This window comes from Cellulosimicrobium sp. Marseille-Q8652, assembly GCF_965112045.1.
The window spans coordinates 1304912-1328247 of the sequence record NZ_CBCOPS010000001.1 but is presented as its reverse complement, the minus strand read 5'-3'; the positions used below and the strand labels follow the sequence as shown (position 1 = coordinate 1328247).

Below are 23336 nucleotides of genomic sequence, written 5' to 3'. Positions count from 1 at the left end.
ATGCGGACAAGGTGTCACCTAGGAGCTCGCGCCCGCATTCCTGGTGAGGTTTGCCTCACACATTTCCTGCGCATTCCTGGGCGTGCGCGACGATCGCCGCGAGCCCTGTCCCGGCGATCCACCCGCCCGTGACGCCGAGCCCCGGGACGTCGGCCACGCGAGCGGTGAACGCCGCGACCTCGCGCCGGTAGGCGGGGGTCGGCGGAGGCAGCGCACCGTCCCACCGTGTCACGAGGTGACCGAGCACGCGCCCGTGCAGGTCCACGCCGAACAGGCGCGACGCGTCGGCGACGACCTGGTCCAGGTCGGGGTCCGTCGTCGCGCCCAGGCGCCCGTAGCTGAGCCGCACCACGTGGTGGCCCGGCCCGACGGCGTCCCGGACCCGCGCCCGCAGCCAGGGCCACTTCGCGGTCGAGTGGGTCATCGCCTTGGCCTCGACGTCGGGCCGGCGGGTCGCTCGGCCCGCGTCGCGGTGAGGCGGGGCGACGAGCATCCCGGTGCCGCGCGGGGCGTCGTCGAGCTCGGGCGCCCGCAGCAGGAGGGTGACCAGACGGACGTCCGCGCCCGGCTCGGGGTCGGGCAGGAGGTCCGCCGGGCCACCGACGAGCGGGCCCAGCGCGTCGACCACCGTCGGCGTCGTCACGACGAGCCGTGGCGCGACGAGCTCGACGGGGCCGTCGGGACCGGTCGCGCGCACGACCCAGCCGCCGTCCGGGCGGGCGTCGTCCCGCCGGGCGAGGTCCACCACCTCGTGCCGCACGCGCACGTCCGCCTCCGCGGCGAGCGACTCCACGAGCCGGTGCATCCCGCCGTCGACCCCGCGCACCGCCGAGCCCGCCGGCGCGAGCGCCCGCAGCGACGCGACCGCGCGGGCGAGCGACCCCTCGCGCTCGAACGCGGGGAGCAGGCCCGGCGCGACGGCGTCGACGTCGAGCCGGTCGAGCGGTGCCGAGTGCACGCCGGTCGCGACGGGGGCGACGAGCCGCTCCGTGACGCGCGTGCCCATCCGGGAGCGCACGAACGACTCGAGCGTCGCGGTCTCGGCGAGCCGGCGCGGCAGCACGCGGTCGAGGCTCGCGCGCAGCGAGCCCGCGACGCCCACGGCCCGCCGCACGTCGGCAGCCCACGGGTGCGCGGGGATGCCGAGGACGCCGGCCCGCGGCAGGGGGAACGCACGGCCTCCGGCATAGCCCCAGGCCGCGGCGTCGGAGGGCTCGACGACCGTGAGGCCGAGTGCGCGGGCGAGCTCGCCGACGGCCGTGCCGCGGGCCGCGAACGACTCCGCGCCGACGTCGATCCGCAGCCCGTCGAGGCCGGGCAGGTGGTCGCCGCGCACGGGCCCGCCCGCCGACGCGCCCGCCTCGAGCACGACGACGCGCAGCCCGCGCTCGCGCAGGGTCCGGGCGGCGGTGAGGCCCGCCACGCCGGCGCCGACGACGACGGCGTCCGCCGCCTCCGGCCCGTGCGGGCCGGCGGGACCGGGGGAGCCGGGCGTCGTCGGCGCGGTGCTCACGACGCCTCGCCCTCCGTGGCGCGCACGGAGTGCACCAGCTCGACGACGCGCGTCAGGACGTCCGGGTCGGTGTCGGGCGGGACGCCGTGGCCGAGGTTCGCGACGTGGCCGGGCGCCGCGGCGCCCCGCCGCAGGACGTCGCGCACGTGCGCCTCCAGGACGTCCCACGGCGCGGCGAGCAGCGCGGGGTCGATGTTGCCCTGCACCGGGACGGTCCCGCCGAGCGCGTGCGACGCCTCGTCGAGCGGCGTGCGGTAGTCCACGCCCACGACGACGTCCTGCACGCCGGCCGCGGCGACGGCGTCGCGCATCGCGGGGAGGAGATGACCCGTCCCCGTGCCGAAGTGGACCACCGGAACGCCGAGGTCGGCGACGTGCGTGAGCGCGCGGGTCGACGCGCCGGCGGCCCCCTGGCGGTAGTCCGCGAGGGAGAGCGAGCCGGCCCACGAGTCGAACAGCTGCGCCGCGCTCGCCCCGGCCAGGACCTGGGCGCGCAGGAAGGTGCCCGCGAGGTCCGCGGCCCAGTCGACGAGGCGCTGCCACGTCTGCGGGTCGGACCGCAGGAGGGCGCGCGCGGCGAGGTGGTCGCGCGACGGGCGGCCCTCGACGAGGTAGGCCGCGAGCGTGAACGGCGCACCGGCGAAGCCGATGAGCGGTGTGCCGCCCAGCGCGTCGACCGTGAGCCCGACGGCCTCCGTGATCGGGGCGAGCGCCTCGGGCGTGAGCTCGGCCTCGACGAGGCGCGCGACGTCGTCGGCCGTGCGGTACGCCTGGCCCATCACCGGGCCGACGCCCGGCGCGATGTCGACCTCGACGCCCGCGAGGCGCAGCGGGACGACGATGTCGGAGAAGAAGATCCCGGCGTCGACGCCGTGGCGGCGCACCGGCTGGAGCGTGATCTCCGACGCGAGGTCGGGGCGCAGGCACGAGTCGAGCATGCTCACGCCCTCGCGGGCCGCGCGGTACTCGGGCAGCGACCGGCCGGCCTGGCGCATGAACCACACGGGTGTGATTTCCGGCCTTTCCCCGTGCGTGCCCGCACGCAGGGCGCGCACGAGGGAGGAATTGCCCGTGCGGCCGTCGAGGAGCGGGTGGTCGGGGGAAAGCGCGACAGGAATCACAGCTACCGATTCTGCCTCTCTCCTGGGGGAATGATTAAATCGGAGGCACTGTGGCTCTTCTCTCTCTCACGGCCAGCCACCACGAGCTCGACCTCGACGCCCTGGAACGTCTCTCGACCGGGGCCCAGTCGATCGGCGGTTCCGCGGTCTCGGCCTGCGACGTCATCACCGGTGCGGTGGTCCTGGCGACCTGCAACCGGTTCGAGCTGTACCTCGACGTCGACGCCCCGCTCGACGGCCCGGGCGTGCGGCACGCCACCGAGCACGTCGCCCGGCTCGTCGCCGAGGCCTCCGGGGTCGACGCCGTCGAGGCGGCGACGTCGTTCCGCGCCCGGGCGGGCAACGAGGTGGTCGAGCACCTCTTCGCGGTCGCCGCGGGCCTCGACTCGATGGTCGTCGGGGAGCGCGAGATCGCCGGGCAGGTCAAGCGCGCTCTCGAGGCCGCGCACGCCGACGGCGTGACGTCGTCCACCCTCGAGCTGCTGTTCCAGACCGCGTCGCGCACGTCGAAGCGCGTGAGCACCGAGACGGCGCTCGGCGGCGCGGGCCGCTCCGTCGTCGCGCTGGGGCTCGAGCTCGCCGCGGCCGAGCTGCCGCCGTGGCACCAGGTCCGCACGGTCCTCATCGGCACCGGCTCCTACGCCGGGGCGAGCCTCGCGGCGCTGCGCGCCCTCGGGTGCGACGACGTGCGCGTCTACTCGCAGTCCGGGCGCGCCGAGGAGTTCGCCGCGGCGCGCGGCGTCGAGCCCGTGCACGACCTCGTCACCGCCCTCGAGGACGCCGACCTCGTGGTGTCGTGCAGCGGCGCGCGCGGCCGCGCGGTCGCCGAGGCCACGGGCACCCGCCGGGAGCAGGCCATCGAGCACGTGCTCGACGCCGCGTCCGTCGTCCGGGCGCGCGAGCGGGCCGCCGTCGCGGCCGGTGACGAGCCGGGCGCGCGGCCCACGGTCGTGCTCGACCTCGCCCTGCACCGCGACGTCGACCCGCACGTCGCCGACGTCGAGGGCGTGCTGCTGTACGACCTGGCGACGCTCGCCGCCCGCTCGCCCGCCGTCGCGTCCGACCTCGTCGCGCACGCACGGGCGATCGTCGGCGACGCCGCGCGCGCCTTCGAGGAGACGCGGCTCGGCCGGGCGGCGGACACCGCGGTCGTCGCGCTCCTGCAGGACGCCGAGCGCCGCGTCCGCGCCGAGGTCGACGACGTCGTCGCGCTGCGCCGCGCCGACGGCGACCTCCCGGGCGAGGACGAGGTCGAGGAGATCGCGCGCGGCGTCCGCCGCCGGGTGCACGCCGACCTGCACCGCGCGATCGTCGCCGCGCGCGCGGAGGCGGTCGAGGCGTCGCGTGCCGCCGTCCGCGGGGTCGTCGCCGACGCCGAGGCCCTCATCGCGGAGGCCGACGCCGAGGTCGGCTGACAGCCGTCGTGCGGACCCGGGTCAGTTCCTGACCGGCTTCAGCACCAGCGCCGAGCCTCCACCGCGGCGCTGCGGCTCGGCGACGGCGGTCAGCAGCGCGTCGGGGCCGATCTGCACGGCCGTCGCCGCACCGATCTCCGCGGCGGAGGTGAACGAGTCGCCGGACGGCACGAGCGTGTGGCCGTACGCCTCGAGCCCCGGGCCGTATGCCTGGATGAACTCCGGCTCGGCGATGACGGCCGCGGTGTTGCGCTGGGTGGCTCGCGGCGCGGCGAGCGCCTCGTCGATCGGCATGCCCCGGTCGAGGTGGTTGGTCAGCGTCTGCAGCACCGTGGTGATGATGGTCGACCCGCCGGGGGAGCCGAGCGCCAGCACAGGCTCGCCGTCGCGCAGGACGAGCGTCGGTGCCATCGACGAGCGCGGTCGCTTGCCCGGCTCGATGCGGTTCGGGTCGTCGGCGTCCCACACGGTCGAGAAGTCGGTGAGCTCGTTGTTGAGCAGGAACCCGCGGCCGGGCACGACCATCCCGGACCCGCCGGTCTGCTCGATCGTCAGCGTGTACACGACGACGTCTCCCCACCGGTCCACGACGGTGAGGTTCGTCGTCGAGACGTTCTCCGTGTCGTCGCGCTGCGGAGCGTCCGCCTCGCCGCACGCGGCGTCGAACGCGTCGACGTCGCCGGCCGCGACGGGCTTGGGCGCAGCGGCCTCCGGGTCGACGAGGCACGCGCGAGAGGCCGCGAACTCGTCGGAGAGCAGGGTGTCGAGCGGGACGTCGACGAACGCCGCGTCGCCCAGGTACGCGCCGCGGTCGGCGAACGCGAGGGCGCTGGCCTCGAGGTAGTGGTGCAGGTACGCGCTGTCCGACATGCCGGCGAGGTCGAACGTCTCCAGGATGTTCAGCGCCTCGCCCACGGTGGAGCCGCCGCTCGACGGTGGCGCCATGCCGTAGACGTCGTACCCGCGGTAGTCGGAGACGGTCGGGTCCTGCACCAGCGCCTCGTAGCCGTCGAGGTCGTCGAGGTCGAGGTAGCCGGGCGGCACGGGCAGGTCGGTGTCCGGGCTGGTCTGCGGGGCCTGCACGGCGCGGACCATCTCGCGGGCGAGGCGTCCCTCGTAGAAGGCGTCGGTGCCGCGCAGCGCGAGCAGGGAGTACGTCTTCGCGAGGTCGACGTTGCGGAACCGGGTCCCGACGCGCGGGGCGTCGCCGCGCGGCAGGAACAGCTCGGCCGACGCGGGGAAGGCGGCGAAGCGCTCGGCGTTGTCGAGCGTCTGCTGGCGGAACGTCTCGTCGACGACGAAGCCCCGCAGCGCGAGCACGGTCGCGGGCTGCAGCGCCTTGCCCAGCGAGTACGTCCCCCACTCGTCGAGCGCGGTCTCCCAGGTGGCCGGCGTGCCGGGCGTCCCGACAGAGACGCCGCTGGTGACGAGCTCCGGGGTGAACGGGTAGGGCGCGTTGGTCTCCGGGTCGATGAACGCGTCGCGCGGCATGTCCGCCGGCGCCGTCTCACGCCCGTCGATCGTGGACACCGCGCCCGTCCGCGCGTCGTAGTGCAGGAAGAAGCCGCCGCCCCCGATCCCGGCGCTGTACGGCTCGGTGACGCCGAGGGCGGCCGCGGTGGCCACGGCGGCGTCGACGGCGTTTCCGCCGCGACGCAGCACGTCGAGACCCACCCGGCTGGCCTCCGGGTCGACGGTGCTGACGGCACCCCCGTACCCGACGGCGGTCGGGACCTTCTCCCGCCGGTCATGCCACCCGCCGTGCCACCCCGGGTGCGATCGGCTGTCGGTGTCGTCGCCCGCGACGTCGGTGGTCGCGGAGGCGCTCCCGGCGACGGCGGTCGTCGCGACGAGCGTCGCGGCGGCGACCGCGGCGAGGGCTCGGGCCCCGCGACGAGCCCGACCGGTACTGCGGTGGCCGGAACTACGGGAGCCGGGACGGACGGAGCTGCGGTGGTCCATGGTCGTCTTCCCTCGGTGAGCAGGGATCCTCGTCCCCTCACCGTCGCGCAGAGCGACGGACCTCGCGCGCCGAGCCCTTCCCCCACGGGCGGTCCGGCGCGAGTAGCCTCGGTGCTCGTGACGACCACGGGCTCGACCGGCCGCCGGACGACACGCCTCGGCGTCCTCGACATCGGCTCCAACACCGTGCACCTCGCCGTGGTCGACGCCGCGCCCGGCGCGCGCCCGGTCCCCACGGCGGGGGCACGGACGGTCGTGCGCATCATGCGCTACCTCCAGCCGGACGGGTCGCTGTCGGACGAGGGCGTCGCCGCGATGCTCGCCGCGGTCGACGACGCGATGGTGCTCGCGCGCCAGTCCGACGTCGACGAGATGCTGCCCATGGCGACGTCCGCGCTCCGGGACGCGACGAACGGCCCGGCGGTGCTGGCCGCGATCGGCGAGCGGGTCGGGCAGCCCGTGCAGGTGCTGTCCGGCGAGGACGAGGCGCGGATCACGTTCCTCGCCGCGCGCCGCTGGCACGGCTGGGCCGCGGGTCGGCTCCTCGTGCTCGACATCGGCGGCGGCTCGCTCGAGATCGCGTCGGGCGTCGACGAGGAGCCGGACCTCGCGGCGTCCGTCCCGCTCGGCGCGGGGCGCATGACGATGGCGTACCTGCCGACGGACCCCCCGACCGCGGCCGACGTCGACGCCTTGCGCCGGCACGTGCGCGCCGCGCTCCGGCCGACGGTCGCGGCCTTCGCGGCCGTGCCCGCGCCCGACCACGTCGTCGCGACGTCGAAGACCTTCCGGTCCCTCGCGCGGCTCGCGGGCATGCAGGTCGAGGTCGTCGGGCCCGACGAGCGCTGGCGCATGCGGCGCTCGCAGCTCGCCGACTGGGTACCGCGGCTCGCGCGCCTCACGGCCGAGGGGCGGACCGCTCTGCCGGGCGTCACGCCGGAGCGCACCGCCCAGATCGTCGCGGGCGGCGTCGTCGCGGTCGAGACCATGCGCGCGCTCGGCGTCGACGAGCTGGAGATCTGCCCGTGGGCGCTGCGCGAGGGCGCGATCCTGCGACGGCTCGACCACATCTGACGGCGCTCAGGCCCTCCAGCGCGGCGGGTCCGACCCCCACGCGTGCGCCGGTGCGGGGTAGTCGTCGACCCGCTCGCCACCGATCGGGCCGACCGCGGGCCGCGCGGTGACCACGTCGACCTCACGGTCGTCCAGCGGCACGCGGTGCCCGACGACGCACCGCGCCCCGGGCGCGCGCGGCACGTCGTGCGCGGGGTCGCGCCCGGGAGCCGCGAGCAGCGCCGACGCGGTGCGGGCCAGCGCGCCGTCGACGTCACGACCGCGCCCGTCCGCCGCGCGGTCGGCGAGCGCGTCCACGACGGCCGCCGCGACGAGGTACCCCGTCGCGTGGTCGAGGGCCTGGGCCGGGAGGGCGCCGGGCGTCGCGTCGCCCGGCGGCCCCGCCGTGCCGTCGCGCGAGCCCTCGACGAGCGCGATCCCGCTCGCCGCCTGGACGATCGAGTCGAACCCGCGCCGCCGTGCCCACGGCCCGTCGTCCCACGCCGCGACGCGGGCCCGGACGACGCCGTCGGGCAGCCGGAGCCCGAGCGCCTCGACCGCGCCGGGGCGATAGCCCGTGACGAGGACGTCGGCGACGTCGAGCAGGCCCTGGGCGCGTGCGAGGTCGGCCGCGTCGCGCAGGTCGAGGAGCGTCGACCGCTTGCCCTGCCCGGTGTCGACGTGCTGCGGACCGATCTCGGGCAGCCGCGGGGAGTCCACGCGCAGCACGTCGGCGCCGAGGAGCGCGAGCGTGCGCGTCGCGACCGGCCCGGCGATCACGCGCGTGAGGTCGAGGACGCGGACGCCGTCGAGCGGGCGCGGACCTTCCGCGAGCGGGTTGCCCTGCCCGGCGTCGTCCCGGACCTCCGTCCGCACGGGCACCGCCGAGCCCGCGCCGCGGCCCGCGCACGCGCCCCACTCCGCCTCCGTGCGGACCCGTGCCGCGACGGCCCCGGCGTCCGCGGCGGCGTCCTCCACGTCCTGGGCCGACCACCGCGCGAGGCGGTCGGCGAGGTCGTCGCGCGACGCGTCGTCGGGCAGCCCGAGGAGGTGCAGCAGGCGCTCGCGGTGGTGGGGGTAGTTGGCGTGCGTGCGCACCCAGCCGTCGGACGCCCGGAAGAAGCCGGACAGCGGGGCGAAGCCGTCGACCGGCGTCCCGTCCACCCGCAGGAGGCGGTCGCTGGTGAACGCCGCGGCGACGCGCTCGGGGTCGGGCGGCGCGCTTGGAGCGGTGCCGGTCGCCCGCGCGACGGCCTCGCCCACGGCGCGGACCGAGCCCAGGGCGAGCGCGAGCACGGGCAGCGTGGCAGCGAGGTACCCCTGCGCGCCCGACGACGCCGTCCCGTCCACGGGACGACCGTACGACGCGTCCTCCGGCGCGGCACCCCGGTACCGGGAGGTGCTGGACGCCCGTCCACGTGGTGCTCCCGCCCCCGCGAACGTACCGTGCTGGAGAGCGTGTCAATCCGACACGCCGGGAGAGTCATGATTTCTCAGCAGGGGGCAGGTATGGGAAGGATCGTCAGGGGCTGGTCCGCCAGGGTGCGGGTCGCGATGGCCGTGGCGCTCGCGACGGGGCTCGGCGCGGTCCTCGTGGCGCCGTCGGCGAGCGCCGCGAGCTCGGTCGTGTCGCCGCTGGGCGCGCGGACGTACTCGCTGTCGTCGTACTACGGTCCGCGGTGCATGCCGGTCGCGAACGCCTCGACGTGGCACCTGGGGCAGGACATGGGGGCCGCGTCGGGCACGCGCATCAACGCCGTCGCGGCCGGGACCGTGCTCAAGGCCGGTGCCGTGAGCGGCTTCGGGCAGTGGGTGGTCGTCAAGCACACGATCGCCGGGAAGCCGGTGTCGACGGTCTACGGCCACGTGATCGACGGCGACCGGTACGTGCGCCCCGGCCAGAAGGTCGCCGCCGGCCAGCGCATCGCGGACGTCGGGTCGACGGGCACGTCGACCTCGCCGCACCTGCACCTGGAGGTGTGGAACGGCACCTACGGGTCGGGCGCGACGCACGCCGACCCGCTGCCCTTCCTGCGAGCCCGGGGGATCGACCTCGCGCAGAGCGCGACGCGCGTCGCGACCCGCACGACGCCGTCGTCGTGCACGTACTACGCGAACGCGAACGTCAACCTCCGGGCCGCGGCGAGCGGGTCGGCCGCCGTCCTCGCCGTGGTGCCGCGGTCCGCGAAGGTGGTCGCCAAGCCCGGTGACGGCTCGGGGTCCTGGCGCAGGGTCACGTACGGCTCGCGCACGGGCTGGGTCTCGGCGGCGTACGTCGGCCCGAACAAGCCCGCAGCGGCCGCCGCCCCCGTGTCGCGACCCGCGGCGACGCGGTACGTCACGGCGACCTCGCTCAACCTGCGGGCGCAGGCGACGACCTCCTCCGCGGTCCTCGCGCGGCTCGCGAGGGGGACGAAGCTCTCCGTGCTGTCGACGTCCGGGGGCTGGCTCAAGGTCACGACCGCGGGCCGGACCGGCTGGGTCTCGGCGCAGTACACGACGACGACCGCCCCGGCGGCGAGCGCGCCGAAGCCCGCGCCCCCGAAGGCGGCGACGTCGTACGTGACGGCGTCGGTGCTCAACCTGCGGGCCGCGCCGACGACGTCCTCGGCGGTGGTCGCGAAGCTCGCCCGGGGGACGGCGGTGAAGCACGCGGGGACGGCCTCGAAGGGCTGGCTCAAGGTCACGGTGGGGACGCGGACGGGCTACGTCTCGACGGCGTACCTGTCCGTGACGAAGCCGCGCTGACCCTGCCCGACGGCGCGTGGTGCACCCAGCGACCACGCGCCGTCGGAGGCCCTCCTCGCGCGGCCCCAGTTCCGGCGAGGAGGAACCGCCCCCGGCGGGCCGGGGGCGGAGCTCGTCAGACCGAGCGGACGCGGCTCGGCCGGGACTCGTTCCACAGGCGGTCGAGCGCGGTCACCGCGTACGTGTACGACGTCCCCTCGACGGCCGAGCCGTCCGTCCAGTCCTGGACGACGTGCCCGCTGCTGCGGACGGTCGCCACCAGGTTGGCAGGGTCCTCCACGTCGATCGCGTGCGCGTCGCCCTCGACACGATAGACGGCGAACGACGTCGCCGCCGTCCGGCGCGGCCCCGCGTCGTTCCAGTGGAGCCGGACGCCGTCGGCCGCCCGCCGGGCGGCCGTGAGCAGGGGAACGCGTACGCGGGTCCCGGGCAGGTGCGGCATCGCCGGGACCAGGGCGGGGTGGCGGTAGTGGTCGGCGCGGACGCGCGACATGGACCCCTGCGGGTCCGCGGGGACGTGCTTCGCCGAGAAGTACACGTTGCCGTGGACGGGGTCGTCCTGCTCGTGGCAGAACGTGACGTGGTTCGAGAGCTCCGCCGGGTCCGTGAAGACCCCCGACGTCACCTTGTACAGGGCCTCGCCGACGTACAGGTGGGTGCCGGACCGCGCCGCGACGTCGGCCCACCACGGGACGAGCTTCGCGTAGTCGGCGACGGCGAGCCCGAACTGCCAGTAGACCTGCGGGTTGATGTAGTCGAGCCAGCCCTCGAGGACCCACCTGCGGGTGTCGGCGAACTGCATGTCGTAGGACTGGGAGCCGCCCGTCTCCGAGCCGCGCGGGTCGGTCGACGCGTTGCGCCAGATCCCGAACGGGCTGATGCCGAACTTGACCCACGGCTTCGTCTGCTTGATGCGCGCGGAGATGCTCCGGACGAACTCGTCGACGTTGTGCCGGCGCCAGTCCTCGACGCGGTCGAACCCGCTGCCGTGCGTCGCGAAGGTCTCGGCGTCGGGGATCGTCTGGCCCGCGACGGGGTACGGGTAGAAGTAGTCGTCGAAGTGGACGCCGTCGATGTCGTAGTGCTCGACGCTGTGCAGGATCGCGGTCTTGATGTGCTCCTGCGCCGCGGGCAGCCCGGGGTCGAAGTAGAGCTTGCCGCCGTACGCCCACACCCACTCGGGATGGCGCCGGGCCGGGTGGTCGGGCACGAGCCGGGCGGGGTCGGCCTGCATCGAGACGCGGTAGGGGTTGTACCAGGCATGGATCTCGAGGTTGCGCCGGTGGCACTCCTCGACGACGAACGCGAGCGGGTCGTAGCCGGGGTCCTGGCCCTGCGTGCCCGTGAGGTACTGCGACCACGGCTCGTGCGGGCTCGGCCAGAACGCGTCGGCGGTCGGGCGCACCTGGACGAACACGGCGTTGAGGCGGAAGTCGGCCGCGACGTCGAGCCAGTGGAGGAGCTCGGCCTTCTGCTGCTCGGCGGGCAGGCCTGCGGCGGACGGCCAGTCGATGTTCACGACGCTCGAGATCCACATGGCGCGCAGCTCGCGCTTGCGCGGCGCGACCGTGCCCGACGCCGCGGCGCGCGTCGTGCCGGCGGGTGCGGTGAGCGCGGCGGCCGGGGTGAGGGAGCCGACCGTCACGGAGAGCGTGCTCGCCGCCACGCCGGCGGTCGCGAGCGTGAGGAACTGGCGGCGGCCGACGCCGGCGGGTCCCGGGGTCGACGGTGCGGGAGTGGGGGCGTTGAGCGTCATTGCTGTGATCCTCCGGTCGGACGAGCCTGTATGGAAGATACTTTCACAACGACGGCACTCTGTGAAGGTTTCCGTCAGCCCTCCTCGCCGGTAGGCGCCACCCCCGTGCCCAGCACCTCCCCGTCCGCGCCGAGCGCCTCGACCGCGACGTACGCCGCGCCGTCGGGCACCGGGGCCAGCGCGGTCTCGAAGCCGTCGCGCGGCGCCTCGGCGACCGTCTCGGCGTCCTGCTCCGACGAGCCGGCGACGAGGCGCCACGACGCGACCTCCGTCGCACCGTTCCAGCTCGCGTACGCCGTCCCGCCGTCGACGACCACGGCCGGCGGCTCGGCGGGCGTGCCGACCCAGCCGTCGGACCGGTACGCGCGGTAGGACTCCCCGGCCTCGAGCGGGAGCTCCCGCACGAGCGTGCCGTCGGCGGTGTACTCGCTCGTGAGCTGCGCGTCGCCCCACCCGATCACGACGTTCCCGTTGCCGAGCACCTGGAGGTTGCCCTGGCTCCCGGCGAGCAGCCCGGGGTCGGTGGGCAGCCACTCCTGGGCCACCGTCGCGATCATGGCGTCCGTGTCGAGGTCGAGGCGCAACCCCCGCGACCGCTCGCCGACGGGCGGGTTCGCCTGGTTGTCGAAGACGGTGAGCGTGCCGTCGTCGTGCAGCCGGGCGTCGTGCTGCCACGCGAACTGCGCGCCCGTGCCGTCGTCGTCGCCGTCCATGGCGAAGTCGCTCGACGTCCCGCCGAGGACCCACTCGACGTCCCCCGTCTCCCGGTCGACGCGGTAGACGGCGTGCGTGTTGCGCGCCGAGAGCAGGAGGTCGCCGTCCGGCGTGAGGTTCGCGCTGTTGACGTGGAACCAGTCGAACGGGTCGTCCTCCGAGCCCTTCGGCGCGTCCAGGTCGGCGTCGGGGTCGGCCTTCGTGTCGGTCAGCTCGACGTGGTCGGACGCGCGCCACTCGAGCAGGACCTCGCCGGTCTCGACGTCGACCTCCTGCACGACGTTCTCCCACGCCCAGCCGTCCTCGTCGCCACCGACCGGCGTGAGGTCCGTCTGCTCGGCGACGTAGGCCAGCAGGAGCATCGTGCCCTCGGGCGTGATCGTCGCGTCGTGCATGTCGGCGTTGCCGGGCCCGACGTCGCCGCCGGTCGTCACGCGTGCGATCTCCGTGTACGACGTGTCGAGCACGACGATGTCCCCGAAACCGTGCCCGACGAAGTCCGAGTGCCCGACGTAGTACGTGATGACCGGCTCGCCGTCGAGCTCCTGGACCCGGACGTCGTACGCCGCGGTGTCCTCCGGGGCGATCCACACCGGCTCGCCCTCGGCGTCGACGAGCAGCGGCCCCTTCTTCGGCGCCTCGCTCCTCTTCGGGCCGAGGACGTACAGCGCGTCGGCGTCCTCGGCCGGCGCCGCGGGACCGCGGGTCACGGGGAGCACCGGGGCGACGAGGTCCGTCGAGCGGAACCGGTGCACCGCGGGCGATGCCTCCTGCGCGGCCGTGTCCTGCGCCGTCGGGGCGGACGACGAGGAGGGCGCCGGGTCGCGGCCCCCCTCGGCGCCTGTGCAGGCGCTCGCGACGAGCGCCGTCGCGGCGGCGGTGGCGGTGAGGGCGACGAGGTGGCGGGTCCTGCGGTGCATCCTCCGAGCGTCGCGCACCGACCTGTGAGTCGCCAGGCAGCGGGCCCATGCCCGGTCGGTCGGGCCGGCCCGCCGAGCGAGCCGGCCCGACCGGTGGCGCGCCTACCAGTCCGCGTTGCGCGCGAGCTCGAGCGCGACGTCCTGCCACCACTGGCCGGCGGGCGGGCCGCCGTTGCACGACCCGTCGCTCTCGCCGGGGAGCTTGACCCACAGGAGCGCGTCGAGGTGGGTCGCGTCGTCGACGGCCGCGGGCCGCTCGCCGAGCGCCCGGCCGCGCGGGTTGCACCACTCGCCGTTGCTGCCGTTGCCGTTGCGCGACGTGTCCACGACGAACGGCGCACCCCCGAGCAGCGCCGAGACCTGCTCGCCGTACGCCCGGGACTCGGCGGTCGTGCGGTAGTTCGACGTGTTCAGCGCGAACCCGACCGCGTCGTCCAGGCCGACCTGCCGCAGCCGTGCCGCGGTCTCCGACGCGCTGAGCCACGCAGAGTGGCCGGCGTCGACGTAGACGCGCGCACCGGCGTCGGTGAGGATCCGGGCCGCGTCGCGCAGCATCCCGACACGGTCGCCCTGGCCGGAGCAGTCGCCGAGCTGCGCGAGCGCGTCCGGCTCGAGGACCACCCACGGCTCGCCGACGATGCCCGACGCCACGGTCTGGACCCAGCTCCGGTACGCCGCCTCTGCGGTGCCCCCGCCCGAGTGCGAGCCGCAGTCGCGCCCGGGGATCGCGTACACCGTGAGCACGGGCGTGGCGCCCTCGGCGGCCGCCGCCCCCGTGTACGCCGCGACCTTCGCGCGCGACACCTGCGCGTCCGGGTCCGTGACCCACGACGACTGCGGCGTGAGCGCGATCTTCGCCAGCAGGTCGCGGTCGGCGCCCGACGCCGACTGCCAGGCCTCCCAGGCCTGGGACGTCTCGTCGACGTGGAACGTGACGTCGCCCGGCTGCTCGGTGGGCTCCTCGGTCGGTTCCTCGGTGGGGTCGGGGTCGGGGTCGGGGTCGGGGTCGGGGTCGGGCGGCGGGCCGTCGTCGCCGCACGCGACGCCGTCGAGCGTGAAGTTCGTGGGCACGACCGGGGCCGACACGGCCGTGCCCACGAAGCCGAAGGACGCGCTGCCGCCGGTCGCGAGCTGCCCGTTCCAGCCCACGTCGCCGACCGTGACGTGGGCGCCGTCCCGCACGAGCGCGCCGTTCCAGAGCTGGCTGATGCCCTCGCCGGCGGGGACGTCCCACGCGAGCTCCCAGCCGGGGCGTGCGGAGCCGAGGTTGGTCACCGTCACGGCGGCCTGGAAGCCACCGCCCCACGAGCTCGTGACGCGGTAGTCCACGGCGCACGCGCCGGGCGCGGCCGCGGCGCTGCTCGCGAGGGTCGTGCCGATCGCCGCCGTGGCGGTGAGCGCGGTGACCGTCGCGACGACGGTCGCGAGGGTCGTCGTGCGCGAGCCGCGGCGGGCCGCGCGAAGGGTGGGTCTCATGGTCAAGGCTCCGTCGCCTCGGGGTCAGGGACGTCGCCACCGTAGGCACGCCGCGCGCGGCCCTGCAGTGCCGAAACGTTTCGGATCCGGACGGCCGGTGTCCGGCCCGCAGCCGAGCACGACCTGAAGGTCGTTATGGAGAGGATGGCGACCCTCAGGTCGTGCTCGGCCGGCCCTGAGGTCGTGTTCGGCGAGCCCTGAGGACGTCGTGGGCAACGGCGGGTCGAGGGTCCATAGGTTCGTGACAAGGGTATATTCGCGGCCATGGTATCGAAGCCCCTCCAGGAACCGGCGTTCCTCATCCTGTCCGCGCTGGCGCGCGAGCCGCTGCACGGGTACGGCATCGCGCAGGACGTCGAGTCCAGCTCCGACGGCCGCATCACGCTGCGCGCCGGGACGCTCTACGGCGCGATCGACCGGCTCGTCGCCGCCGGTCTCGTCGAGGTCGACCACGAGGAGGTCGTGGACTCGCGCCTCCGGCGCTACTACCGCCTCACCGCCGAGGGCGGCGACCGCCTCGACGCGGAGGCGCGGCGCGCCGAGGCCCAGGCGCAGCGTGCGCTCGAACGCCTCGGTGCCCGACGTCGCGCGGACGGTCCCGCGGGTCCCCGCGCCTCGGCGCGTCCCCGTCGTCTCGGTGGTGCCGGACTCGTCGACGGCGGGGCGGTGCCGGCATGAGCGGCGTCGACCCCGAGGGCACCGCTGCTCCGGCCCCGACGGCGACTCTCGTCGGGTCCTTGCCCGTCGCCCCGGTCCTCGTCCGGGACTACCGGCGCCTGCTGCGGCTCTTCCCGTACTCGTACCGTCGTGCGCACGAGGCGGAGATGCTGGGGCACGTGCTCGACGGCGCCCGTCCGGGTCAGTCGCGGCCTTCGCGCGCGGAGCGGTGGGACCTGCTCCGCGCCGCCGCGCGCGAGTGGCTGCTCGCGCCGCTGGGATCGACACCACCGCAGCGGCGTGCCGCGACGGGAGCGCTGTTCGTGCTGCTGCCCGCGGCTCTGGTCCTCATGGCGATGAGAGTCGTCGCGTTCGCGGTGGCGCTGACCCGGGTGATGCTCGGCGCGGAGGGCCACCCACCGCTCTTCCCGACCCTGGCATCGGTACCGATGTGGGCGCTCTGGCTCGGGGCGGTGGGTGTGGTCCTCGCCGGGGCGCGCCGCACCGGGCTGGTGCTGGCCGTCGTGGCGGCTGCGGCGGGCGTCGGCACTCTGGTCGCGCTCGTCGCGACGGGGGACGAGTACGCCGCGTACCTCGACGTGCCGTGGGTGCTCGGCGTCGCGGCGTACGCGGCCGCCGTCGCCGGCCGGACGGCCTGTCACGTCGGCCGGGAGCCGCTGCGTCTCGTGGTGGGCTCGGTGTGCGCCATGGTGCTGGTGACCGGGGCCTACGTCGCGGCGGCGTACTCCGAGACCCTCCACCTCGGCATGCCGTGGTGGTCGGGTGCGGCCATGCGCTCCTGGACGTTGCCTGCTCTGGTCGTCCCTGCCGTCGCGGTGCTCGGTCTCGCCCTCCTCTCGGGGCGGGCGCGCCAGGCGGTCCCGGTGCTGGGCGGTCTCGCCACCGCGATGCTGCTCAGCCGCTCGACGTTCTTCTGGTCGGGGACCGTGACGGTCCAGGCGGCAGACCTCGGCAACGTCGTCGCGCTGCTCGCGTCCGCCGGCGCCGTGACCGTCGCGCTCCGCTGGGTCGTCAACCGTCTCGACGAGCTCTCCGAGGCGCGGGCGTCGCACCGGGCGCTGCTCGCGGCGACGCACGGGGTGAGCACCCCGCGCCCGGGCGGGCCGACCGCCGCCTGACGCTGCGCCGTCGGGCACGACCACGCGGTGCGACGTCAGGCCTCCCGAGCACGACTCTGCTCGCTGCCGAGCACGACTCTGCTCGCTGCCGAACACGATCTGAGGGTCGTTATCCGACGGATACCGACCCTCAGATCGTGTTCGGCGAGAGGCCCGTGTTCGGCACCGGGCCCGTCAGGCCAGGTAGTCGGCGACCAGCTGCTCCGCGAGGCCCGTGTACGTCGCGGGGGTGAGGTCGGAGAGCCGGCGCGCGACGTCGTCGGGCAGGCCGAGGCCGGCGACGAACTCGCGGAGCCGGGCCGCGTCGACCCGCTGGCCGCGCGTGAGGTCCTTGAGGCGCTCGTACGGGTTCTCCATGCCGGGCACGCCCGCGACCGACGCGGCGCGCATCGCGGACTGGATCGGCTCGCCGAGCACCTCCCAGTTCTCGTCGAGGTCTGCCGCCATGAGGTCGGCGTTCGCGGCGAGGGCCTTGAGACCGCGGCGCACGTTGTCGATCGCGAGCAGCGAGTGCCCGAAAGCGGGGCCGATGTTGCGCTGCGTGGTCGAGTCCGTGAGGTCGCGCTGCAGCCGCGAGGTGACGAGCGTCGCGCCCAGCGTGTCGAGCAGCGCGCACGAGATCTCGAGGTTCGCCTCGGCGTTCTCGAACCGGATCGGGTTGACCTTGTGCGGCATGGTCGAGGAGCCGGTCGCGCCCGGGACGGGGATCTGGGTGAAGAACCCGAGGGAGATGTACGTCCACACGTCCGTCGACAGGTTGTGGAGGACGCGGTTGAAGCGCGCGACGTCGGCGTACAGCTCGGCCTGCCAGTCGTGCGACTCGATCTGCGTGGTCAACGGGTTCCAGGTCAGCCCCAGGCCCTCCACGAACGCGCGCGAGACCGCGGGCCAGTCGACGCCGGGGACGGCGACCGTGTGCGCGCCGTACGTGCCGGTCGCGCCGTTGAGCTTGCCCAGGTACTCGGTGGTGCCGATGCGGCGGAGCTGGCGACGGAGGCGGTGGGCGAGGACCGCGACCTCCTTGCCGAGGGTCGAGGGCGTCGCGGGCTGGCCGTGGGTGCGGCTCAGGAGCGGCACGGCGGCGAGCTCGCGCGCCATGTCGGCGAGCTGGTCGGTGAGCGCGGTCGCCGCGGGCAGCCAGACGTCGACCACGGCGCCGCGCACCATGAGCGCGTACGAGAGGTTGTTGACGTCCTCGCTCGTGCACGCGAAGTGGACGAGCTCGCCGACGCCCGGCAGCACCGTGTCCGCGCCGAGCGACTCGGGGGCGGTGGCCAGACGACGCTTGACGAAGTACTCGACGGCCTTGACGTCGTGGACCGTCTCGCGCTCGATCGCGGCGAGCTCCGCGACCTCGTCCGCGCCGAACGTCGCGGGGACCGTGCGGAGGTAGGCGACCTCGGCGTCGGACAGGTGAGGCGCGCCCGGCACCACGGGACCGTCGGTCACGCCCGGGACGCCGTTGCAGAGCGTGATCAGCCACTCGACCTCGACGTGCACCCGCTCGCGGTTGAGCGCGGCCTCGCTGAGGTGGTCCACCAGCGGGGCGACGGCACCGCGGTAGCGGCCGTCGAGCGGGCCGAGCGCGATGGGCGGCGTGACCTCCGCGAGGGACGTGCGGGCAGGGGCGTCTGCGGCAAGGTTCTCGGGCACGCCCCTGATTCTCCCACGCGTGCCCGACGGCGGTCCGCGCCTCCCGCGGGATGGTCGCCACGGCTGGCCGTGCACAGCCCCGTGTCCCGAGAGGCCCGTCCACAACGGGCAGGCGGGCCGGCGTGCGCCGCCGGCGGCTCGCCTACGGTCGCGCCCATGTCGACCGTCTCCCCACCGCGGTGCACCGCGGCACCGTTCGCCCTCGCCCAGGCACGCGCACGCCTCGTCGCAGGCGCTTCCTGCGTGACGCGGGCCGTGCTCGGGCTGGACGGCACCGACCTCGCGTGGGCGGGCCGCGCTCGCGCCGCCTACGACGACGCGATCCGCGCGGAACGCCTCGGGCTCGACGGGCTCGCGCAGACCCTGGACCGGTGCGTCGTGCTGCTCGACGCGTTCGCCGTCGCCGCCGAGCAGCACGCCGCCGGGGGCCGGCGGTGAGCGACCCGACCGGAGCAGGCGGCGCGCCGTCGGTCGTGGTCCGGGGCGGGGCGGACCCGACCAGGGTCGAGACCGAGACGGTCACCGCCCAGGCGCGGGTCCTGCTCGGTGCGGCCGACGCCGTCGCGGCGGCGGTCGAGGGATGGCGGCTCGCGCGCGTCGCCGTCGGGGACACGAGCCCGTGGACCGTCGCAGCGGGTCCGACCGGCTCGCCGGGGTTCCCGTCCCCGCTCGGCGACGCGCCCGTCCCGACCACCTGGTGGTCCGCCGAGGTCGTGCGTGCCCGGCAGGCGCTCCTCGACGAGCTCGACCACGTCGTCGACCGGGGGGCACGGCACGAGCGAGCCCTGCGCGACCTCGGGGAACGCATGCTCCAGGCGGTCGCCGTGTACGACGACGCGGAGACCGCGGCCGCCGCGGTCGTCGGCGAGATCGACGTCGCAGCACGGACGGCCGTGCTGTCGCGGGGCCTCGGCGGCGGCCCGGTGGGCGTGCTCCTCGCCACCTCCGCGGAGCTCCTGTGGCGTGGCCTCGCCGGGTTCGCCGGGGCAGCGGCCTCCGGGGAGGGGATCGCGCCGGCCCGGCTGCTCACGTCGACCGAGGACCGGCACGCCCCGACCGTGACGTGGCTGTCCCGCTGGCTCGGGCTGCTCGACCCGCGCCGCGAACCCGGCGCGGCGCCCACGGTCGGCAACGCCGCCTGGGTGCTGGGCCTGCCCTACCGGGCGGCCCGGTCGCACTGGGCGCCGGAGCCCGTGGTGACCCGGCGTGGCACGCCCCCCGGCGCGGCGCTTCCCGACGCGGTCGACGTCCGGACGGCGCTCGACGCGGTGGACGCCCTGTACGACACCGGGCACCTCCCCGGGTCGGTGCTGAGCATCCAGAGGATCGACAAGGGCGACGGCCTGCCGCCCACCTGGCTCATGGCCGTCCCGGGGACGCAGCTCGGGCAGGACCGCACGGTGTTCGGCATGACGTCCAACCTCGCGCTCATGGACGCCGGCCCCGCGGTCCGCGCCCGGGCCGACGGCGTCCGGGCGGTCCTCGCCGCGATGGAGGACGCGCAGATCCGTCCGGGTGACGACGTCGTCCTCGTGGGCCACAGCCAGGGCGGGATGATCGCGTCGACCGTGGCCGCCGCGGCCGTGGGCACGTTCTCCGTGCGCCACGTCGTGACCGCCGGGTCACCGGTCGCGGGGCATCCCCTGCCGCCCGGCACCCGGGGCACGCACCTGGAGACGCAGGGCGAGGGGGTCTCCGACCTCGACGGGGCGGAGAACGTGGCGACGCGGGACCGCGTCACGGTCACCGGCCGGTTCCCCGCGGTCGGTGGTCTGCCGACGCTCCCGCACGGCGTCGCGTTCCACCAGGCGGTGCTCGCGGCGGCGGACGCGGTCGGTGACCGCGGGCTCGCCGAGAACCTGACCGACGTCGAGACCCTGCTGTCGGGGCGGCACGACGAGCCGGTGCTCTACGAGGCGCGGCTCGTGCGGCCGGTCGACAGGACCGTGGCGCAGGCCGTGCCGGGATCGGCGGGACCGTTCGCCGGCCCCTTCGGGGACCCCTTCACGGACGTCTTCCGCCCGGGCGGACCCGGGTGGGACCGCGGCCGCCTCCCCGGGACCCCGGCTGCGGAACCACCGGCTGCGGGGCCACCGGCTACCGAGCGACCGGCTGCGGGACCACCAGCCGCGGGAGAGCGGTGACGACGCCCTGCGCCGGGCCGCCCGTGGTGCGGCCGAGCCCGCGAGACGTGCTCAGCGGTCCTTGCCCTTCGGCACGACGGCCGAGACGGCGAAGTTGATGAGGCCGATGATCAGGGCCGCGAGCAACGCCCACCAGAACCCGCCGATGATCCGGATGCCCCAGTCCGTCTGCTCGGTGATCCACGCGGTGAGCATGAGCATGAGCGCGTTGACGACGAGCGAGAACAGGCCGAGCGTGAGGATGTACAGCGGGATCGACAGGATCTGCACGATCGGCTTGATGACCGCGTTGACGAGGGAGTACAGCAGCGCGACGACGAGGATGATGACGAGCTTCCCGCCGGCGGTGTCGGAGCCGACGATCTGGAAGTGGTCGTCGATGAACAGGCTCGTGAGCCAGATGGCGAGACCCGTGACGAGGACGCGGACGACGAAGCTCATACCCGGCATCCTGCCACCCGGGCGTCCGGCGCACGAGGCGGCACGACGCCGGGACCGGCACCGGGCACGCCGTCAGCCGCCGACGACCACCGTGGGACAACCGGGGCCGACGACCTTGCCCCCGTGGACGGTGGTGTCGCCCACGCGCGCCGCGGGCAGGCCCCCGACCAGGACGGTCGTGCTGCCCATGGCGATCCCGTTCGGGGCGGGCGACGCGCACACGACCCCGGCGCCGTTCGCGACGGCCGCCGGTCGTCCGCCGACGAGGACGGTCGGTACGCAGGCGGCCGGCGTGACGGGACCGCCGACGTGCGGCTTCGGGCCGTCGGACATCGGGCACACGACCTGGTCGCCGGCGCACGCGGCGGGTCCGGTGGGCATCTCAGGGCTGCGCCTCGGGGGCAGGGCTCTCCGCGGCCGCGGCGTCCGGGGTGAACATCGTCCCGCCGACGTACATGGAGGTGTCGCACGCGGTCGGCGCCGGGTCCATGCCGAGCGGTGCGCCGGGCTGGCGGCACGTCACCTCCATCGTCAGGACGGAGCCGGCCTCGAACGTCAGGGGCGCCTGGAAGTGGTAGTCCAGGTCCCGGAAGTTCTCGAGGGCGAAGTCGAGGAACACCTCGTCGTCCTGGGAGACCGTGAGGCGCCCGAAGTCGCCCTGCGGGTTCGAGAGGATGATGTCGTCGATCGTCAGGGTCGAGCCCTCGGGCACCTCGAACGGCACCGCGTCGGACTCCCCGGCGGCGGGCTCGACCTCGAGACGCTGCCGGACGGGCACCGACGTGCCGGACGGGGGCACGAACTCGGCGACGGCCTCCTCGGTGTCGGCGAGCGTCGTCCCGGCCTCGGTCGCGGCCACCTGCGCCTCCGACGCCGCGCCCGTCGCCTCCTGTGCCGCCCCGGCCGCCTCCTGGGCGGCCTCCTGCGCCGCTGCCGCGGCCTCCTGGGCCTGCGTGAGGTCGTCGCCGACCGCGGCCTGCGCGGCAGAGGTGATCGCGGGCTTGAGCAGCGTGAACCACAGCACGACGAGGAGCGCGAGGAGCGCGAGGAGCGCGAGGAGCGCCTTGAGGAACCACTTCGGGAGGACCGCGGTCTGGACGTGGGAGCCGTCCAGCGTGACGGGCACGGTGCTGTCCGCCTCGACCTGGACGACGAACGGCATCGTCTTGTCGGGACCGCGCCAGGTCGTCGAGCGCGGACGGACCCGGACGTCGGTGAACGCGGCGGTGCCCGCGGCCACCACGAGCAGGGGGTCCTTGACCCGGAACGTGAGCTCGTCGGTGCCGTCGGCGCAGGCCAGGAGCACCGAGACCGGAGCGTTCCCCCGGTTGTCCACCGCCACCTGGTGCTTCGCGCCGCGCCGGCCGTGCGTCGTGCGGGGGACCAGCTCCGCGGTCGTGTCGAGGAACGGCAGCACCTCCACGACGCCCTCGGGCACGACCGTGTCGTCGGGGTGCTCGAGCGGGACGACGCGGACGCCGAACTGGAGGTCTCCGGCGGGCACCTCGGCGCTGCGCGGCGGGCGGAACGTGAGCGTCGCGGTCGTGGCCGTGTCGGGGTAGAGGCCCTCGATGACCGCGGGCTCGACGACGGTCCAGTCCCCCGGGACCCCGAGCACCTCGATCCGGTACGCCTCGACGATCGCGCCGGTGTTGCGCACCGTCACGGGGACCGTGACCTCCTCCCCGGGGGTCAGCGCGATCCTCGTCGCGTCGAGGGTGGCCAGCGTTGCCATGGTCCCGACCGTAGGGCGCGTGGAGCTGCCGCGCAGCGCCGCAGGGGCGGCCGATGAGGCACGCGGACTGCCCGTTGAGTCCTTGATGAGTGCCCGGAGAGCGACCTGAGGACACTGGGTCGTCCGGGCCACGGCCGGTCCGGAGGGCGGCGCGACGACGGGCAGGGGAGCAGGGAGATGGGACGGATCACGGTGTCGGTGAGCGCGCAGGACCCGATCTCGGAGGGAGGCGTCGTCAGCGCGTTGCGCCCACGACCCGAGGTGCGCGTCCTGGGGCACGACGAGGACGTGCGCGACGCGGAGGTCGCGCTCGTCGTCGCGGACCAGCTGGACGAGGAGGCGGTGCGCCTCGTGCGGGCCGTCCAGCGCACCGGGGGTGGCCGGGCCGTGCTCGTGGCGGGCCGGCTCGACGAGAAGGACGTGGTCGCGGCGGTGGAGGCCGGGGTCGTCGGGATGGTGCGGCGCGGCGAGGCCACGCCGGACCGGTTGGTCACCGTGATCCGGGGCGCGGCGAGCGGCGAGGGCAGCATGCCCCCGGACCTGCTGGGCAAGCTGCTCGGCCAGGTCGGCTCGCTCCAGCGGCAGGTGCTGCAGCCTCGCGGCATCACGTTCGCGGGCCTGGCGACGCGGGAGGTCGAGGTCCTGCGCCTCATCGCGGACGGTTTCGACACGGCGGAGGTCGCGCGGCACCTGGCCTACTCGGAGCGCACGGTGAAGAACGTGCTGCACGACATCACGTCCCGGCTCCAGCTCCGGAACCGGGTCCACGCCGTCGCGTACGCGCTGCGCGAGGGGCTGATCTGACGCACCCGGTGCCCGATCGGGCACACCGCGCTGCACGTTCCGCGGGACGTGCGCGGGTGCCCTCGGCGCCCGGTCGCGGTCCACG

At 75.4% G+C, this 23336-nt stretch carries 19 protein-coding genes; 8 read left to right on the top strand and 11 right to left on the bottom strand.

The genetic code is table 11. The features are described 5' to 3' along the window. Nucleotides 1–55: 55 nt before the first annotated feature. Nucleotides 56–1513, bottom strand: coding sequence for a protoporphyrinogen/coproporphyrinogen oxidase (locus tag ACWPWV_RS05750; protein WP_454041977.1), 1458 nt, complete (start codon nucleotides 1511–1513; stop codon nucleotides 56–58). After that, nucleotides 1510–2634 carry a uroporphyrinogen decarboxylase gene (gene hemE, locus ACWPWV_RS05745; protein WP_454041976.1) on the bottom strand — a complete coding sequence of 375 codons (1125 nt, stop codon included), beginning with the start codon at nucleotides 2632–2634 and terminating at the stop codon, nucleotides 1510–1512. The genes ACWPWV_RS05750 and hemE overlap by 4 nt, the downstream gene beginning before the upstream one ends. 50 nt (nucleotides 2635–2684) lie before the next feature. Between hemE and ACWPWV_RS05740 the strand changes: the two genes are divergently transcribed. Next, nucleotides 2685–4049, top strand: coding sequence for a glutamyl-tRNA reductase (locus ACWPWV_RS05740; protein ID WP_454041975.1), 1365 nt, complete (start codon nucleotides 2685–2687; stop codon nucleotides 4047–4049). Nucleotides 4050–4070: 21 nt separating this feature from the next. Here the strand turns inward: ACWPWV_RS05740 and ggt are convergent, their stop codons facing one another. Continuing rightward, the gene (gene ggt, locus ACWPWV_RS05735; protein ID WP_454041974.1) at nucleotides 4071–6011 is read right to left on the bottom strand and encodes a gamma-glutamyltransferase; all 1941 of its coding nucleotides are present in this window, start codon (nucleotides 6009–6011) and stop codon (nucleotides 4071–4073) included. Nucleotides 6012–6128: 117 nt separating this feature from the next. Here ggt and ACWPWV_RS05730 point away from each other — a divergent pair, with 117 nt between their 5' ends. Next, nucleotides 6129–7085, top strand: coding sequence for a Ppx/GppA phosphatase family protein (locus tag ACWPWV_RS05730; protein ID WP_454041973.1), 957 nt, complete (start codon nucleotides 6129–6131; stop codon nucleotides 7083–7085). A gap of 6 nt (nucleotides 7086–7091) precedes the next feature. Here ACWPWV_RS05730 and ACWPWV_RS05725 read toward each other — a convergent pair whose 3' ends face one another. Beyond that, entirely contained in the window at nucleotides 7092–8414 is a 1323-nt protein-coding gene (locus ACWPWV_RS05725; protein ID WP_454041972.1) for a CoA transferase, read from the bottom strand. Between the two features lie 159 nt (nucleotides 8415–8573). Here ACWPWV_RS05725 and ACWPWV_RS05720 point away from each other — a divergent pair, with 159 nt between their 5' ends. Then, nucleotides 8574–9812: an SH3 domain-containing protein gene (locus ACWPWV_RS05720; RefSeq protein ID WP_454041971.1), complete on the top strand. Its 1239-nt coding sequence runs from the start codon at nucleotides 8574–8576 to the stop codon at nucleotides 9810–9812. A 115-nt stretch (nucleotides 9813–9927) separates the two neighbouring features. Here the strand turns inward: ACWPWV_RS05720 and ACWPWV_RS05715 are convergent, their stop codons facing one another. The 3 genes from ACWPWV_RS05715 to ACWPWV_RS05705 form a co-directional block, all read right to left on the bottom strand. Further along, nucleotides 9928–11568 (bottom strand): family 10 glycosylhydrolase, encoded by a 1641-nt coding sequence (locus tag ACWPWV_RS05715; RefSeq protein ID WP_454041970.1) that lies wholly within the window; start codon nucleotides 11566–11568, stop codon nucleotides 9928–9930. A gap of 74 nt (nucleotides 11569–11642) precedes the next feature. Then, on the bottom strand, nucleotides 11643–13202 hold the full coding sequence (locus ACWPWV_RS05710) for an arylsulfotransferase family protein (protein WP_454041969.1): 1560 nt from the start codon (nucleotides 13200–13202) through the stop codon (nucleotides 11643–11645). 102 nt (nucleotides 13203–13304) lie between these two features. Continuing rightward, on the bottom strand, nucleotides 13305–14678 hold the full coding sequence (locus ACWPWV_RS05705) for a glycoside hydrolase family 6 protein (RefSeq protein WP_454041968.1): 1374 nt from the start codon (nucleotides 14676–14678) through the stop codon (nucleotides 13305–13307). Between the two features lie 264 nt (nucleotides 14679–14942). Here ACWPWV_RS05705 and ACWPWV_RS05700 point away from each other — a divergent pair, with 264 nt between their 5' ends. Both ACWPWV_RS05700 and ACWPWV_RS05695 read left to right on the top strand, forming a co-directional pair. Further along, the gene (locus ACWPWV_RS05700; RefSeq protein ID WP_454041967.1) at nucleotides 14943–15356 is read left to right on the top strand and encodes a PadR family transcriptional regulator; all 414 of its coding nucleotides are present in this window, start codon (nucleotides 14943–14945) and stop codon (nucleotides 15354–15356) included. Beyond that, nucleotides 15353–16474: a hypothetical protein gene (locus ACWPWV_RS05695; protein WP_454041966.1), complete on the top strand. Its 1122-nt coding sequence runs from the start codon at nucleotides 15353–15355 to the stop codon at nucleotides 16472–16474. The genes ACWPWV_RS05700 and ACWPWV_RS05695 overlap by 4 nt, the downstream gene beginning before the upstream one ends. 174 nt (nucleotides 16475–16648) lie before the next feature. Here ACWPWV_RS05695 and purB read toward each other — a convergent pair whose 3' ends face one another. Continuing rightward, the gene (gene purB / locus ACWPWV_RS05690) at nucleotides 16649–18127 is read right to left on the bottom strand and encodes an adenylosuccinate lyase (RefSeq protein WP_454041965.1); all 1479 of its coding nucleotides are present in this window, start codon (nucleotides 18125–18127) and stop codon (nucleotides 16649–16651) included. Between the two features lie 156 nt (nucleotides 18128–18283). Here purB and ACWPWV_RS05685 point away from each other — a divergent pair, with 156 nt between their 5' ends. Beyond that, nucleotides 18284–18565, top strand: coding sequence for a hypothetical protein (locus ACWPWV_RS05685; protein ID WP_454041964.1), 282 nt, complete (start codon nucleotides 18284–18286; stop codon nucleotides 18563–18565). Continuing rightward, on the top strand, nucleotides 18562–20271 hold the full coding sequence (locus tag ACWPWV_RS05680; protein WP_454041963.1) for a PGAP1-like alpha/beta domain-containing protein: 1710 nt from the start codon (nucleotides 18562–18564) through the stop codon (nucleotides 20269–20271). Before ACWPWV_RS05685 ends, ACWPWV_RS05680 begins: the two co-directional genes overlap by 4 nt. Nucleotides 20272–20322: 51 nt before the next feature. On the opposite strand, the gene ACWPWV_RS05675 is transcribed toward ACWPWV_RS05680, so the two are convergent. The 3 genes from ACWPWV_RS05675 to ACWPWV_RS05665 all read right to left on the bottom strand — a co-directional run bounded on the left by ACWPWV_RS05675 (nucleotide 20323) and on the right by ACWPWV_RS05665 (nucleotide 22447). Continuing rightward, on the bottom strand, nucleotides 20323–20712 hold the full coding sequence (locus ACWPWV_RS05675; RefSeq protein WP_454041962.1) for a phage holin family protein: 390 nt from the start codon (nucleotides 20710–20712) through the stop codon (nucleotides 20323–20325). A gap of 72 nt (nucleotides 20713–20784) precedes the next feature. Continuing rightward, nucleotides 20785–21093, bottom strand: a complete 309-nt coding sequence (locus ACWPWV_RS05670; RefSeq protein ID WP_454041961.1) for a PAAR domain-containing protein — start codon at nucleotides 21091–21093, stop codon at nucleotides 20785–20787. Between the two features lies 1 nt (nucleotide 21094). After that, nucleotides 21095–22447 (bottom strand): COG1470 family protein, encoded by a 1353-nt coding sequence (locus ACWPWV_RS05665; RefSeq protein ID WP_454041960.1) that lies wholly within the window; start codon nucleotides 22445–22447, stop codon nucleotides 21095–21097. 177 nt (nucleotides 22448–22624) lie between these two features. Between ACWPWV_RS05665 and ACWPWV_RS05660 the strand changes: the two genes are divergently transcribed. Continuing rightward, the gene (locus ACWPWV_RS05660; protein WP_454041959.1) at nucleotides 22625–23251 is read left to right on the top strand and encodes a LuxR C-terminal-related transcriptional regulator; all 627 of its coding nucleotides are present in this window, start codon (nucleotides 22625–22627) and stop codon (nucleotides 23249–23251) included. Nucleotides 23252–23336: the final 85 nt, after the last annotated feature.

Bases quoted from the DNA above. Each gene is read 5' to 3' on its own strand.
- ggt (WP_454041974.1), bottom strand. From the start codon at position 6,011: ATGGACCACCGCAGCTCCGTCCGTCCCGGCTCCCGTAGTTCCGGCCAC.
- ACWPWV_RS05720 (WP_454041971.1), top strand. From the start codon at position 8,574: ATGGGAAGGATCGTCAGGGGCTGGTCCGCCAGGGTGCGGGTCGCGATG.
- ACWPWV_RS05715 (WP_454041970.1), bottom strand. From the start codon at position 11,568: ATGACGCTCAACGCCCCCACTCCCGCACCGTCGACCCCGGGACCCGCC.
- ACWPWV_RS05710 (WP_454041969.1), bottom strand. From the start codon at position 13,202: ATGCACCGCAGGACCCGCCACCTCGTCGCCCTCACCGCCACCGCCGCC.
- ACWPWV_RS05705 (WP_454041968.1), bottom strand. From the start codon at position 14,678: ATGAGACCCACCCTTCGCGCGGCCCGCCGCGGCTCGCGCACGACGACC.
- ACWPWV_RS05700 (WP_454041967.1), top strand. From the start codon at position 14,943: ATGGTATCGAAGCCCCTCCAGGAACCGGCGTTCCTCATCCTGTCCGCG.
- ACWPWV_RS05695 (WP_454041966.1), top strand. From the start codon at position 15,353: ATGAGCGGCGTCGACCCCGAGGGCACCGCTGCTCCGGCCCCGACGGCG.
- ACWPWV_RS05685 (WP_454041964.1), top strand. From the start codon at position 18,284: ATGTCGACCGTCTCCCCACCGCGGTGCACCGCGGCACCGTTCGCCCTC.
- ACWPWV_RS05675 (WP_454041962.1), bottom strand. From the start codon at position 20,712: ATGAGCTTCGTCGTCCGCGTCCTCGTCACGGGTCTCGCCATCTGGCTC.
- ACWPWV_RS05670 (WP_454041961.1), bottom strand. From the start codon at position 21,093: ATGCCCACCGGACCCGCCGCGTGCGCCGGCGACCAGGTCGTGTGCCCG.
- ACWPWV_RS05665 (WP_454041960.1), bottom strand. From the start codon at position 22,447: ATGGCAACGCTGGCCACCCTCGACGCGACGAGGATCGCGCTGACCCCC.
- ACWPWV_RS05660 (WP_454041959.1), top strand. From the start codon at position 22,625: ATGGGACGGATCACGGTGTCGGTGAGCGCGCAGGACCCGATCTCGGAG.